Source organism: Amycolatopsis sp. PS_44_ISF1 (assembly GCF_032335455.1).
Taxonomy (GTDB): Bacteria; Actinomycetota; Actinomycetes; order Mycobacteriales; family Pseudonocardiaceae; genus Amycolatopsis.
The window spans coordinates 254,798-268,464 of record NZ_JANUXO010000003.1; the positions used below are offsets into that span (position 1 = coordinate 254,798).

Consider the following 13,667-nt stretch of genomic DNA (forward strand, 5'->3'; position numbering starts at 1 on the left):
GTGGCAGGACGCATTCGGGAGAGCGACATCGCGGAGGTGCGTGAGCGCAACCGGATCGACGAGGTCATCGGGGAGTACGTCGCGCTGCGGCGGGCCGGTGGAGGCAGCCTGAAGGGCCTCTGCCCGTTCCACAACGAGAAGACCCCGTCGTTCAACGTGCGCCCCTCGCACGGCACCTTCCACTGCTTCGGCTGTGGCGAGGGTGGCGACGTCATCAAGTTCATCCAGAAGATCGACCTCGTCTCGTTCGTCGAGGCGGTCGAGCGGCTGGCCGACCGGGCCGGGCTCCGGCTGACCTACGAGGGCGGCGGGGGCGGGGCGGCCCAGCGCGACCGCGGCACCCGCGCCCGGCTGATCGAGGCGCACCGGGCGGCGAGCGCGTTCTACGTCGAGCAACTGGTCACCGACGAGGCCCGCACGGCCCGCGACTTCCTGGCCGAGCGCGGCTTCGACGCGGCGGCGGCCAAGCAGTTCGGCTGCGGCTACGCCCCCGGCGGCTGGGACAAGCTGACGAAGTACCTGCTCAACCACGGGTTCGAGGTCAAGGAGCTGCTGGCTTCGGGCTTGTCCAAGGAGGGCCAGCGCGGCCCGATGGACCGCTTCCACCGGCGGCTGGTCTGGCCGATCCGCGACGTCGGCAACGACGTGGTCGGCTTCGGCGCGCGCCGGCTGTTCGACGACGACCGGATCGAGGCCAAGTACCTCAACACCGCCGAGACCCCGATCTACAAGAAGTCGCAGGTGATGTTCGGCCTGGACCAGGCCAAGCGCGAGATCGCGAAACGGCACCAGGTGGTCGTGGTCGAGGGCTACACCGACGTGATGGCGATGCACGCTTCCGGCGTGCCCACGGCCGTCGCCTCTTCGGGCACGGCCTTCGGCGAGGACCACATGAAGGTGCTGCGCCGGCTGATGATGGACGACGACGCCTTTCGCGGCGAGGTCATCTTCACCTTCGACGGCGACGCGGCGGGCCAGAAGGCCGCGCTCAAGGCGTTCGAGGGCGACCAGACCTTCGCCGGGCAGACCTACATCGCGGTCGCGCCGGACGGCATGGACCCGTGCGAGCTGCGCATCGCGAAGGGCGACGCGGCGGTGAAGGACCTGGTCGCGCGCCGCACGCCGCTGTTCGAGTTCGCCATCAAGAGCACGCTCAAGCAGTTCGACCTCGACTCGGTCGACGGGCAGGTGGCGGCGCTGCAGAAGACGGTGCCGATGGTGGCCTCGATCAAGGACCGCGCCAGCCGGGACGGCTACGCGTCCAAGCTGGCCTGGTGGGTGGGCTGGCAGGACGTGGCCCAGGTGGTGAACCGGGTGCGCGGCAGCGCGGGCGCCACGGCCAAGCGAGGCGGACCGGCGTTGCGCCGGCCCGCCTCGCGCCCGGAGCCCGAACCGGAGGCCAAAGAGCAGGACCTGCCGCGGCCCGCGCCGGGCGACCCGCGGTTCATCGCCCAGCGCGAGGCGCTCAAGGCCGCGCTTCAGCAGCCCGCGATCGCCGGACCGGAGTACGACTCGCTGCCGGAGGAGGCGTTCACCCACCCGGTGTACGTCGCGATCCACTTGGCGGTGCTGAAGGCGGGCGGCGCGGCCTCCGGGCTGACCGGACCGGCGCTGCTGGACGCCACCGCGCAGCACTGTCCGGAAGGGACGGTCCGGCGGGTGCTCAGCGAGCTTTCGGTGGAACCGTTGCGCGCCTTGGGGGAAGTGGACTCCCGGTACATCTCGGGGGTGCTCGCGGGGGTGCAGGAGAGCCTCGTCGGCCGGCAGATCGGCGAGATCAAGTCGAAGCTGCAACGGCTGTCGCCGGTCGAGGCGCCGGACGACTACCGCGCGCTGTTCGGCGACCTGGTGGCGCTGGAGCAGTACCGGAAGTCGCTGCGGCAGGCGGCCGACAGCGGATGGGGCTGAGATGGGCTGGCTGAGCCGAATCCTCGGTAACGGCGTCCCCGGGGGTTTTCCGGGGCACCTGGAACCGGGGGAGAACCTGATCGCCGTGGCCGGGGTCCAGGGCGGCGGGCACCTGGTCGTCACGTCGCTGGGCCTGTGGGTCCCGGACGGCGGGGGCGGCGCGCGCCGGGTCGGCTGGCACCTGGTGGCCAAGGCGACCTGGGCCGACGGGGTGTTCACGCTCACCGAATCGGCCGAGGCCGAGCGGGCCGGCGGGGTCGTCGTGCTGCGTGACCTGGCGCCGGCGCCGTTCACCCTGCCGGACCCGGGCAAGGTCCCGCAGCAGGTGCGGCTGCGCGTGGACGGCTCGGTGCGCACCCGCCACCGCCACGAGCTGCCCGGCGGCGGCGCCTGGTTCGTCCAGCGGAAGGTGCCCGGCCACGACGGCACCGTGTTGCAGGTCCGTCCGGACCCGGGCACGGACCCGGCGCTGGTCACGGCCATCGCCGAGGAGGTCGCGGAGAAGCTGGCGGACCCGGCGAGCTAGCAGTACGCTTGTACTCAGTACGTTCGTACTGCTTGCCGAGCGGAAGGACGTCCCATGTGGGATCCGGCCAGCTACCTCCACTACTCCGGCCTGCGCGCCCGCCCGTTCCACGATCTGATCGCGCGCGTCCCGGCCGGTTCCGCCCGACGGGTGACCGATCTGGGCTGCGGCCCCGGGAATCTGACGGTTGAGCTGGCGAAACGGTGGCCCGGCGCGGTGCTCGAGGCGTCCGACAGCTCCCCGGAAATGGTCGAGGCCGCCCGCGAGCGGGGCGTCGACGCCCAGGTCCTCGACGTGCGTGACTGGCAGCCGAGCCTGGACACCGACGTGGTGGTGTCGAACGCGGTGCTGCAGTGGGTTCCGGGCCACCAGGACCTGCTGCGCCGCTGGGCCGGTCGGCTGCCGGCGGGGGCGTTCCTGGCCGTGCAGGTGCCGGGGAACTTCGGTGCGCCGTCCCACCGCCTCACGCGTGAGCTGGCGGGCTCTCCGGAGTGGTCCTCCAGGCTCGGGGCGCTGGTCCTGCGCGAGGACGACGCCGTCGCCACCCCGCAGGCGTACGCCGGCCTGCTGGCCGACGAGGGCTGCGCGGTGGACGCCTGGGAGACGACGTACATGCAGCGCCTTTCCGGCGAGCGAGCCGTCCTGGAGTGGATCACGGGCACCGCGCTGCGCCCGGTCCGCGCCGCCCTGGACGACGCGGACTGGGACACCTTCCGGGAGCAGCTCGCCCCGCGGCTGGACGCCGCCTACCCGCCCCGCGCGGACGGGACCACGTGGTTCGAATTCCGCCGGATCTTCTTCGTCGCGCAGACCCCGGCTTGACCGGGTGCGGTGTTCAGCGCCGCCCGAACTTCTCACTCACCTTGGCCCGCGCGACCCCGGCGGCGCCCTGGACCATGGGGTGGTCGGCCAGCTTGCGGTAGGCGCGCACCAACTGCTCGTACCGCCCGCGCCCGGCCTTGGCGCCCAGTACGTACCCCAGGCCCACACCCAGCAGGAACTTCTTCATCGACGGCCACACCTCTTCCTCAGTCGGACTCCCGGCCGCCCATTGTCCAGCAACCCCCGCCACCCGCGGTGATCGGCCAGGAGGGGGGCCGGTGTCCGTCCCCTCACGGCGTGCGCTAAAGTTTCTCCATCAGCCGGAGCGATCCGACTGAGAACGATGATCCCCTGTAGCTCAACTGGCAGAGCATTCGGCTGTTAACCGGAGGGTTCTTGGTTCGAGTCCAAGCGGGGGAGCAAAGCCCAGGCCGATGGCCTGGGCTTTTTCGTTGTCCACGGACAGGCGCGATTTGCCGCCGGTTTTGACGATCGTCCAATGAGGGGCTGCACGGGGGTGGCCGCTCACGGCGGCGGGTGGTGCCGATGCAGCCGAGGCAAGCCTGGGCCCGGTCGCGTCGGTGCGGTTTGTGCCGGGTTGTTGGGCAAGAGCTGCGGACGCACGGGAAACCTGACGCTTCAGTCGAGTCGCCTTTGGTGACCGAGCCGTCCGTCGGCGATTTCGTCATTGCCTCGGTGGGCCGGTAGCCTCACGGCTCTCTGCGCCGTCGTAGCCGGCCTGCTCGAGCTCGGCGTCGATCGGCAGGATCCGGGCGCCGCGAGCAAAATCGGGGATTGGTGGTCACCACGAGCTGGCTGGCGAGTTCGGCCATGCTTACCACCAGTGCTGGGCAGCCGCGCGGGGATAGCGCGCCACCGATCACGGTCGACTTCACCCTCAGCACCTTGTGTGCGGTAGCTGCGAAACGCCGGTGCAGAGATCTCGTCGACCGGCGACCCCGATCTGCGCCTTGAACGGCCTGCTGTGTAGGGCATTTCTGCTGCGGCAGTTTGCCCGACGTCTGCCGGACCGGGGCTCGCGGTGGCCTTCGCCGGGTTCTTGGTGGCGGCGCTGATCGCGGTGGTCCGGCTAGCGCGGTACGGGGTCGTCGTGCGGGAGCTGATGGACCACGATGTCCGGCCCGGCCGCCGTGTCCGGGTGGGACAGCGGCCCGCCGAAGTACCGCGGGATCGAGAACGGTGTGTTCCGCATTCCGGTCGACCACGCCGTGACGTGGTAGGCGACCTCGCTGTGCCCCAGGGTCAGGCTGATGGTGCCCAGGTCGAAGAATGCACCGATGATCAGCAGTCCGCCGGCGACGAGCAGGAGCACCGCACCGGGCTCGGGGAACCGGCGGTCTCCTCCGCCTCGGCGGCGGGGCCGAATTCAGCCATCGGGCGGTCATCCCACCCCGTCCGCGGCTGCGCGGTCTCGGCCTCGACCTCGGGAAAGCCGATGGCTCGCAGGCAGCCGTCGGTGGTCCGGCCGTGTCCGACGATGGTCGTCGGAAACGCCGGGACACCCACCTGCCTGCGACCAGGGAGTACCCAGCGGCCGAGAGGTTTGGATCGCGAATACCTGGTGTGTCACGGCCCGCGTGTTCGAGTCGCACGATCCGGTCCCATCTGCGTCGGCGGCGCATCCCAGCGGTCATTTCCGAACGCCGTGATCGGCAGGCCAACCGCTGCGCCGTAGCTGGACCGACGGACGCCCATCAGCTTTCGACTGCGTCGCCTGCCGATACCTCAACGTCGTCGAACGTTTCTTCAACCGCCGCACACAGTTCCGCGCCACAGCCACCGGTTTCGGTAAGACCGCCACTTCCCGTCGAAACACGATTGACCTGGACGCATTGCTGATTCGACTTTGAGGACAAGTTTCTGGCGGCGCCGTGCTGCGAGGACTTCGGCACCTGGACGGACCATGCTCCGACTGTGGAAGAACGCGACGTGGTCGAGGTACTCGATCATGACTGATCTCCGCGCCAAGACGTCCTGTTACCTGGTGACCGTTGTTCATAAATGTCGGTCAGTAATTTCCGTGCCGTTGCGTCGTTCAATGCTAAAGTCGTGGTCCGTTCGGGTGATGAGACCTGATTTTTCCCTTTTCTCATGTGACCTTCGCGGGTGATCTTGTGTGCGTCGGGGCGGGTGATCTAGCGTCGCATAGCCGGTTCCTCTCAAAGGACGGCAGAGTTGTCCGCAGATCTGTAGTGCGGTTTTTGCTGGTCGGGAACCGTTCATGTCTTGTTTCCGTGGGGGGAATCGTGCCGGTGATACGGCGTGCGTTCGTGCTGGGTCTGTCCGCGATCCTGGTGCTGTCCGGTGCGCAAGTACCGGCTGACGGCGCAGTGGAGTCGGCGCCACGGACGGCGGCTGCGCTGCCGTCGAACCCGGTGGACTACTCCTACGACGCCGCAGGGCAGCTCAAAGGTGTCACCCAGACCGGTGCCGGCGGGACGACCGGCCGGTACAACTACGACGCGTCCGGCAACCTGACCTCGATCGACCGATACGCGTCATCGACCGTGTCGATCACCGGCGTCGTGCCCGCGCACGCTCCGGTCGGGGCCGTGGTTACCGTGTCCGGCACCGGGTTCGCCACTGCCGCTTCCGGAAACACGGTGTCGTTCGCCGGCAAGGTGGCCACCGTGACCGCTGCCACCGCGACTTCGCTGGCGGTGGCCGTGCCGGCCGGTGCGACGAGCGGGACCGTGACGGTCACGACGTCGGCCGGATCCGGTAGCAGCCAGCAGCCGTTCACCGTCGACTCCCCGGTCCCGGCCCCCGCAGTTACCGGCTTCAGTCCCGCCGTGCTCACCGGCGGTTCGACCCTGACGATCTCCGGCTCCGGATTCGACACCGCTCCCGCGAACGACGTGGTGTCCGTCGGCGCGCTGCGAGCAAAGGTGAAGACCGCTTCGGCGACGTCGCTGACGGTCGAGCTGCCGGACTACGCCGCTCCGGGGCCGGTCACCGTCGAGACACCCGGCGGGGCGGCCACGAGCACGGACGAGGTCGTCGTGGCCCCGAACGGGTTTGCCGCGACCGCGGTGGCGACGACGCCGAAACTGACGGCCGACGGCGCAGGAACCGTGGTCAGTGTCCCGACGGCGGGCAAGATCGCCCTGCTGCGGTTCAGTGGTAAGAAAGACCAGCGGCTCACCCTGGGGCTGACCGGATCGACGTTCACCACCGACTTCGGCGTCGGGGCGTTCACCCCCTACGGCGCCAAGTTCGCCCGCGCGCCCTACGATCAGTTCTGGGCCTACTCCAAGCTCGGCGGCGGCTACGAACTCCCACCGCTGCCGAGCACCGGGACGTACCAGATCGCGTTGACCCCGGCCGCTACCGGATCAGGCTCGGTCACGGCCACCCTGTCCAGCCGAATCGCCGGAGCACTCAGCACGTCCGCCGTGGGCACGCAGGTGACGCTGGCCAAGCCCGGCCAGCAGGCCGAGCTGACGTTCGCGGCGGTGGCCGGCCAGCACCTCGACCTCGGGTTCAGCGGCTCCACCTTCGCGGCCGGCACCCTGGCCACGGCATCGATCCGTGAACCGCACGGGGTGGCGCTGCAATGGTCCCCGGGCGTCACCAGCGGGCAGATCCGGCTCGACGGCAACGGCAACTTCGACTTCACCGCCGCGGAAACCGGAACGTACTCCGTGGTGTTCGGTTCCAGTGACCAGAGCACCGGATCGATCACCGTCACCGCCTCGGTTGCGCTCGAAGCCGGGGGGATCGGCCTCGGAACCGACAAGACCGTGTCAGTGGACCGTCCCGGTCAGGACGCGCGGCTGACCTACGCCGGGACCGCGGGCACGGCGCTGAGTCTCGACTTCACCGGCTACAACTTCGCTTACGCCCCGTTCGTCACCGTCACGGGCCCGGACGGAGCGGTAGTCACGTCCGGACTGGCCTCGACCTACCACTGGGAAGTCCCGTCCCTGCCTGCGACCGGTACCTACACGATCACCGTCGACTCGTTCTCCGGCACCGGCGCGTTCCGGCTGCGGCTGACCACTCTGCAGGACGCGGGCGCGCTCACCGCCACCGGCAGCGCCACCGCCATCACCCTGGCCCAGCCGGGGCACACCGCGGTCTCCTCGTTCCCCGGAACGGCCGGCCAGACCGTCACCGTGGCGTTCTCGGGATGGTCGTTCCCCGCATCGGCGACGCTATGGGTGCAGGTCGTCGGTCCCGACGGCGCCGTGGCCGTGCGGACCACCGCGGCCGGCTCCTTGAGTTCCTTCTTCTTCACCCCTCGCACCACCGGGACCTACCGGCTCGAGTTCTCCCTCAACGACGCCACCAGCACCGGCTCGGTCACGGTGACACTGTCGAACGAGCAGGCCGGCGGCGCGCTCGCGGTAGGGGACACCAAGCCGGTCAGCGCGCCACGAGCGGGGCAGAGCACGCGATTCACCGTGGCCGGCACCGCCGGGCAGCACCTCAGCCTGGACCTCGGCACCCCGACCTTCGCGCACACCTTCCGGGTGCAGGTCGTGCGGCCCGACAACACGGTCATGCGCGACGGCAACCTCACCGAGACTCAGGTCGATCTGGACCCGCTGCCCGCGACCGGCACGTACCAGATCGTCGTCTACCCCTTCGCTGAGACCGGATCCGCACAGCTGACGCTCGAGCAGCGCGTCGACGCGGGCACCATCACCATTGGCGGAGCGGCCACGACCCTCACCATGGCGCAACGCGCTCAACTGGCCGAGACCGGCTTCACCGCCACCACCGGGCAACGCTTGGACCTCGGCCTCACCGGTTCGACGTTCCCCGCCGGCACTGCCCTGCGCGTGCGGGTGCTGGGACCGACCGGCGCTGCCGTCTTCGACAACCGAGTCAGCCCGGGCGGCGCCGCGACCTTCACCGCTCCGACCGCCGGGAATTACCGGATCGTGGTGACCCCGGCCGGGTTCGCCACCGGCTCGGTCACCGCGACCTTCTCCGAGCAGATCGACGCCGGCACGATCCAGCTCAACACCGTCAAGACCCTGTCCTTCCCCCGGGCCGGGCAGGAAAACCGCGTCCGTTACGCGGGGACCGCGGGGCAGAGCCTCTCCCTGAACACGACCGGCGCAACCCTGCCGTCCTATCCGTACTACATCGTGTCCAAACCGGACGGCACCGTGCTGGCCAGTGGTCAGGGAGCGGCCAAGATCAGCTTGCCCGCGCTGCCCACCACCGGCAGCTACGAGATCGTCCTCGGCCCGTACTCCAACACCGGCACGGCCACGATCGTGCTCGCTCCCGCCACCGCGTCAGCACGATCGTCCGCACAGCCGCGCGCCCCGACCGTGCCCGGCAACTCCGCCTCGCCTGCGTCGGGTGCTCCGCTGCTGCTGTCCAACGCGGACGCCATGCCGCAGCGCGCGGGCGGCGTTCCGTCGGGCTTCCAGCAGCCCACCCCCGCCAATCTGAGTGGCGCACAGAGCTGGACACCGGACCGGGCGAACCTGTCCGGAAAGGACTGGACGACCCACCGCTCCACCGCCACGGCCGAACTACTGCCCGCCCTGGCGGCGCAGCCCGGAACCACCGCAGTCGCCGGCCGGGTGCAAAGCCTCGACGGCCACGGCCTGCCCGGCGTCACTGTCTCGATCGACGGCACCCGCACCACCAGCGACGTCACCGGGCGTTTCCTGCTCACCGGCGTCGGCGCCGGTCACCGGGTGCTGCGTGTGGACGGCGCCACCGCGAACACGCCGAAGGCCTCGTTCGGGCTGTACGACATCGGCGTCGACCTCGCCGCTGGACGCACGACCGCACTGCCTTACCCGATCTGGCTGACCGCGCTGGACACCGCGCACACGGTCAAGTTCGCCTCGCCGACCCCGGGCGAGGTGGTCGTGACCAATCCGGCCATCCCGGGGCTCGAGGTGCACCTCCCGGCCGGTGCGGTGGTCCGCGACGTGAACGGCCAGCCGGTGACCCAGCTGGGCATCACCGCGATCCCGCTGGACCGCCCGCCGTTCCCGCTGCCCAACTCCCACGTGCCGGTGTACTTCACCGTCCAGCCCGGCAGCGCCTACGTCTTCCCGACCGGGGCGCGGGTGGTGTACCCGAATTACGCCGGCGCCGCGCCCGGCACCGTGATGGACTTCTGGCACTACGACCCGGCCGGACGCGGCTGGTTCGTCTACGGCCACGGCCGGGTCACCGCCGACCGCAAGCAGGTCGTGCCCGACGCCGGCACCGAGGTCTACCAGTTCACCGGGGCGATGCTGATCGAGCCGGGCACCCCGCCGCCGCCCGCGGTCGCGTCCAAGCCGGGCGGCATCGTCAGCGCCGCCGACCCGGTCGACCTGGCCACCGGCCTGCTCACCGGCACCCAGACCGATCTCGCCGTCGACGACACCCTGCCCATCGCGATCAACCGCACCTACCAGCAGGGCGACACCGCCCAGCGCACGTTCGGCGTCGGCGGCGACTTCGACTACAACATGTACCTCTACTCCGACCAGCAGTGGATCGACGGGCAGCTGATCCTGCCCGACGGCGGCCGGGTGCGGTACCACCGGATCACCCCCGGCGGCACGGGTCCGGGCGATTTCCTCGACGCCGTGTTCGACGCCGACCCCACGCCGACGAAGTTCAGCGGATCGGTGCTGGCCTGGAACGGCAACGGCTTCGACGTCCGCCTGCGCGACGGCACCACCTACGTCTTCGGTGAGGAAGCGCCGCTGCAGGCGATCCGGGACAAGTTCGGCAACACGATCACCATCCACCGCGCGGGCGCGGCGGCCGACCCCGACGGGCGGGTGCGGGCCAAGGGGCCGGTCACGCAGGTGACGTCCCCGAGCGGTAAATGGCTCACCCTGTCCTACGACAGCGACCACCAGGTCGGCCTGGCCACCGACAACAGCGGCCGGGCCGTCAGCTACGACTACGACACCAACGGCCACCTGACCCAGTTCGCCGACTCCGCGAACAACGTCACCGCCTACGGCTACGACTCCGCCGGCCGGCTCGCCACGAGCAAGGACGCCCGTGGCAGCGTCTACTCCACCAACACCTACGACGCCAACGGCCGCGTGGCCAAGCAGACCAACGTCGACGGCACCTTCTTCAAGATCGACTACGTCACCGGCTCCTCCGGCAACGTCACCGAAACCCGGCTGACCGACCCGCGGGGCAACGTCCGGCGTCTCACGTTCAATGCCGCCGGGTTCGCGACCAGCGACACCGCGGCGTTCGGCACCCCGCTCGCGCAGGCCACGACCATCGCCCGCGACCCGGCCAGCAACGTCGTCACCAGCGTGACCGACGCCCTCGGGCGCCGGACCGACCTCGGCCACGACCCGTTCGGCAACCTGACGAGCCTCACCCAGCTCACCGGCACCGCCAAAGCCCGCACCGCGACGATCAGCCACGACGGCCCGTTCGACCAGGTCAGCCGTACCACCGATTGGCAGAACCACGCCACCGTCTACGGCTACTCGCCGAACGGCGCCCTGCACACCGTCACCGACCCGACGGCCCGCACCACCACGGTCGACACCTTCGACAACGGGCAGCTCAAGAAGGTCACCGACAACCTCGGCCACGGCACGGTCTACGGCTACACCCGCGGCGACCTCACCAGCGCCACGGACGAGCTCGGCCGGACTTCGAAGCAGGTCGTGGACAGCCTGGGCCGGGTGACCGGCAGCCGCGACCCCACCGGCTCCACCACCACGGTCGGCTACGACGCGCTCGACCGGATTGCCGCGGTCACCGACCCGCTGGGGCGGACCACGTCCTACGGTTACGACCCCAACGGCAACGTCCACACCGTCACCGACCCGCGGCAGCACACCACCGTCTACGAGTACGACCTGCTGGACCGGGTCAAGTCCCGGACCGACCCGCTGAACCGGCAGACCGGCTACGGCTACGACGCCAACGGCAACCTGTCCACCACCACCGACGCCCGCGGCAAGACCACCACCGTCGACCACGACGCCCTCGATCGCGTCTCCACCGTCCGCTACGGCGTCACCCAGACCGGCGCCGAAAGCCAGACCACCTACGGCTTCGACGCAGCCAACCGGCTGACCTCGGCCGCCGACTCGATCGCCGGCACCACCACGTTCACCCCGAACGACTACGACCAGCTCGACCAGAGCACCACCCCGCAAGGCCAGGTCAGCTACACCTACGACGACACCGGCCGCCGCAAGACCATGACCGCCGCCGGTCGGCCGCAGATCAGCTACGGTTACGACGACGCGAGCCGTCCCACCAGCGTCGGCCAGGGCAGCACGTCGACGACCATCGGCTACGACGGCGCCGGCCGCCGCGCCACCGTGACCCTGCCGAACGGGATCGTCCAGACCTACGGCTACGACAACGGCGACCAGCTCACCTCCATCGGCTACAGCCGTGGTTCCAGCACGCTGGGCAACCTCACCTACACCTATGACGGCGCCGGGCGGCCCTCGCACGTCGGCGGCAGCTACGCCCGCGCCACCATCCCCGCCGCCTACGGCCCCGCCACCTACGACGACGGCGACCAGCTCACCGCGCTCGCCGGCACCTCCTACCGCTACGACCAGGCGGGTAACCTCTCCGCCGACGCCACCACCGGCTACAACTGGGACGCCAGGGGGCAGCTGACCAGCTCCACCAAGGCGGGGCAGGCCACGACCTACGGATACGACGGTCTCGGCCGCCGTATCGCCAAGACCGTGGGCGGGGCCACCAGGAACTACCTCTACGACGGTCTCGACGTCACGGCCGAGCTGTCCGGCACCACCGTCACCGCCACGACCCTGACCGGCGGCCTCGACGAGGTCTTCGCCCGCACGTCCGGCGGCAGCACGCAGTCCTTGCTCACCGACCGCCTCGGCAGCACCCTCGGCGTGGCGGACTCCACCGGCACCGTCACCGGCGAGTACACCTACCAGCCCTTCGGCACCACCACCCTCACCGGCACCGACGCGGGCAACCCCACCCGCTTCGCCGGCCGCGACGACGACGGCTCCGGCCTCTACTACAACCGCGCCCGGTATTACTCGGCGGGGGACCAGCGGTTCCTCAGCCAGGATCCGCTCGGGCAGGGGGCTGGCGACACCGATCTCTACAGCTACGTGGTCAATCGGCCGACCAACCTCGTCGACCCGCTCGGGACGAAACCTCAAGACATAGCCGCGGCCGAGACGTTCTACCGCGGTATGGGTGATGGCGAGTTCAACAATCTCGGACCACGCGGGCAGATCACGCCTCGTGGGGAAAACTTTGTCACCTCGCACCGCAACTATGTGGAGGGTCTGCGCAACAGATTCGCGGCCCGCGGGGGAAGGAACGCCCAGCAGTACACGCACTTGATCCAGTACGACATGGAGCCCGGTACCACGGACGCGCTCATTCAGGCTGGCCGTGGATCCGGTGATAACCGTGCTACGATCAAAGAAGAGTTCGGTTTGGATCTGGGCGAAATAGGATCCAGCAAGGATTTCGTGCACGTCAAGATCGAGCGAGGTGGTTTGAATTTCGGACTTCGGACCGGATCGGTAGACGTGTTCAATTCGCGAATAATGGGTTTCAGGGAGATTGGTTGGGATTCTGGTGAGTGAGGAATCGATACAAGAAGAACTTCTTGAGAAGATTTCCTCGATTGTCGGTAATGGCTACCTTGGTGAACCGGAGGCAATGCGTGTAGAAGCCGAGATTCCAGGAGTTGAGGATAAGATTGTCCCACTCCTTGGCTATTTGTTGGCGAGGAAGCGGTGGGGACCGCTTATCAAGGTCAGCAATATCGGCTCGCATCTTCATGTGCAGGGACTGGGCGATCTCCTGGTCGCAGCGCTGAACTGTGCGGAAATCGGGGAGCGCGCGGAGGACTTGGTGGAGATACTCGGCGATCTTCGATATGCACCGGCTGCCAGTCCGATTTTCGATTATTTGAAGAGGATTATCCTGAGGGAACCGTCCCCGTACTACGGCATCAGTGTGAAGTGCGCCCAAGCTTTGGGTGCACTCGGCACCTCTGAATCTCGAGAAATTCTGGCCGAGCTTACTTCCGATGAATGGCCGGCACCGGTGCGCTGGCACGCCGCCGTGGAACTAGGAAACGAAGAAGTCCTAGGATTCGATGAGGAAACCATGCTGGGTGGTATTTGACCGAAGGAACCACATCCGGCAGTATCGGAATAAATGACGGTTCGAGAGGCGAATATCGTTCTGGATCCGAGACGGGAATTTGTCCGAAAGATTTCCCGCGCCGCATCCACGTTGGCATCGGAAAAGGATCGACTGGCAAATTTATGGCGCTGTCGATCCAAGTACTGTACCAGCTCGAGCGTCGGCACGAACGCTGACGGGTCCGCCCGGCCGGAATCGCCTGAAGATGGAGTCGTGGTTGACCAGGAAGACCGTACTTTCGCGCAGAACTGTCCTCGGGGCGATTGTGCCCGGG

General features: G+C 68.8%; 7 protein-coding genes and 1 tRNA gene. 6 read left to right on the forward strand and 2 right to left on the reverse strand.

All coding sequences use genetic code 11. The features are described 5' to 3' along the window. From dnaG to NYF13_RS27565, 3 genes are read left to right on the forward strand one after another with little or no spacing between them, the layout of a single operon-like run. The gene (gene dnaG, locus NYF13_RS27555) at window positions 1–1,908 is read left to right on the forward strand and encodes a DNA primase (protein ID WP_396287731.1); all 1,908 of its coding nucleotides are present in this window, start codon (window positions 1–3) and stop codon (window positions 1,906–1,908) included. Between the two features lies 1 nt (window position 1,909). Continuing rightward, complete coding sequence (locus tag NYF13_RS27560; RefSeq protein WP_315660681.1) at window positions 1,910–2,434, forward strand: hypothetical protein; 525 nt, start codon at window positions 1,910–1,912, stop codon at window positions 2,432–2,434. A gap of 54 nt (window positions 2,435–2,488) precedes the next feature. Then, window positions 2,489–3,256 carry a trans-aconitate 2-methyltransferase gene (locus NYF13_RS27565; protein ID WP_315660682.1) on the forward strand — a complete coding sequence of 256 codons (768 nt, stop codon included), beginning with the start codon at window positions 2,489–2,491 and terminating at the stop codon, window positions 3,254–3,256. Between the two features lie 13 nt (window positions 3,257–3,269). Here NYF13_RS27565 and NYF13_RS27570 read toward each other — a convergent pair whose 3' ends face one another. Continuing rightward, window positions 3,270–3,443, reverse strand: a complete 174-nt coding sequence (locus NYF13_RS27570; protein ID WP_315660683.1) for a hypothetical protein — start codon at window positions 3,441–3,443, stop codon at window positions 3,270–3,272. A 160-nt stretch (window positions 3,444–3,603) separates the two neighbouring features. On the opposite strand from NYF13_RS27570, the gene NYF13_RS27575 reads away from it, so the two are divergent. Continuing rightward, window positions 3,604–3,676: transfer RNA gene (locus tag NYF13_RS27575), tRNA-Asn, on the forward strand. A 670-nt stretch (window positions 3,677–4,346) separates the two neighbouring features. Here NYF13_RS27575 and NYF13_RS27580 read toward each other — a convergent pair. Continuing rightward, window positions 4,347–4,589 (reverse strand): hypothetical protein, encoded by a 243-nt coding sequence (locus tag NYF13_RS27580; RefSeq protein WP_315660684.1) that lies wholly within the window; start codon window positions 4,587–4,589, stop codon window positions 4,347–4,349. Window positions 4,590–5,511: 922 nt separating this feature from the next. Here NYF13_RS27580 and NYF13_RS27585 point away from each other — a divergent pair. Both NYF13_RS27585 and NYF13_RS27590 read left to right on the forward strand, forming a co-directional pair. Next, window positions 5,512–12,825 carry an RHS repeat-associated core domain-containing protein gene (locus NYF13_RS27585; RefSeq protein ID WP_315660685.1) on the forward strand — a complete coding sequence of 2,438 codons (7,314 nt, stop codon included), beginning with the start codon at window positions 5,512–5,514 and terminating at the stop codon, window positions 12,823–12,825. After that, a complete protein-coding gene (locus tag NYF13_RS27590; RefSeq protein ID WP_315660686.1) occupies window positions 12,818–13,372 on the forward strand; it encodes a hypothetical protein in 555 nt (184 codons plus the stop codon). Before NYF13_RS27585 ends, NYF13_RS27590 begins: the two co-directional genes overlap by 8 nt. Window positions 13,373–13,667 lie beyond the last annotated feature (295 nt).

What these genes read in the sequence shown, in the direction of transcription:
- NYF13_RS27560 (WP_315660681.1), top strand. Translation starts at nt 1,910, where the DNA reads ATGGGCTGGCTGAGCCGAATCCTCGGTAACGGCGTCCCCGGGGGTTTT.
- NYF13_RS27565 (WP_315660682.1), top strand. Translation starts at nt 2,489, where the DNA reads ATGTGGGATCCGGCCAGCTACCTCCACTACTCCGGCCTGCGCGCCCGC.
- NYF13_RS27570 (WP_315660683.1), bottom strand. Translation starts at nt 3,443, where the DNA reads ATGAAGAAGTTCCTGCTGGGTGTGGGCCTGGGGTACGTACTGGGCGCC.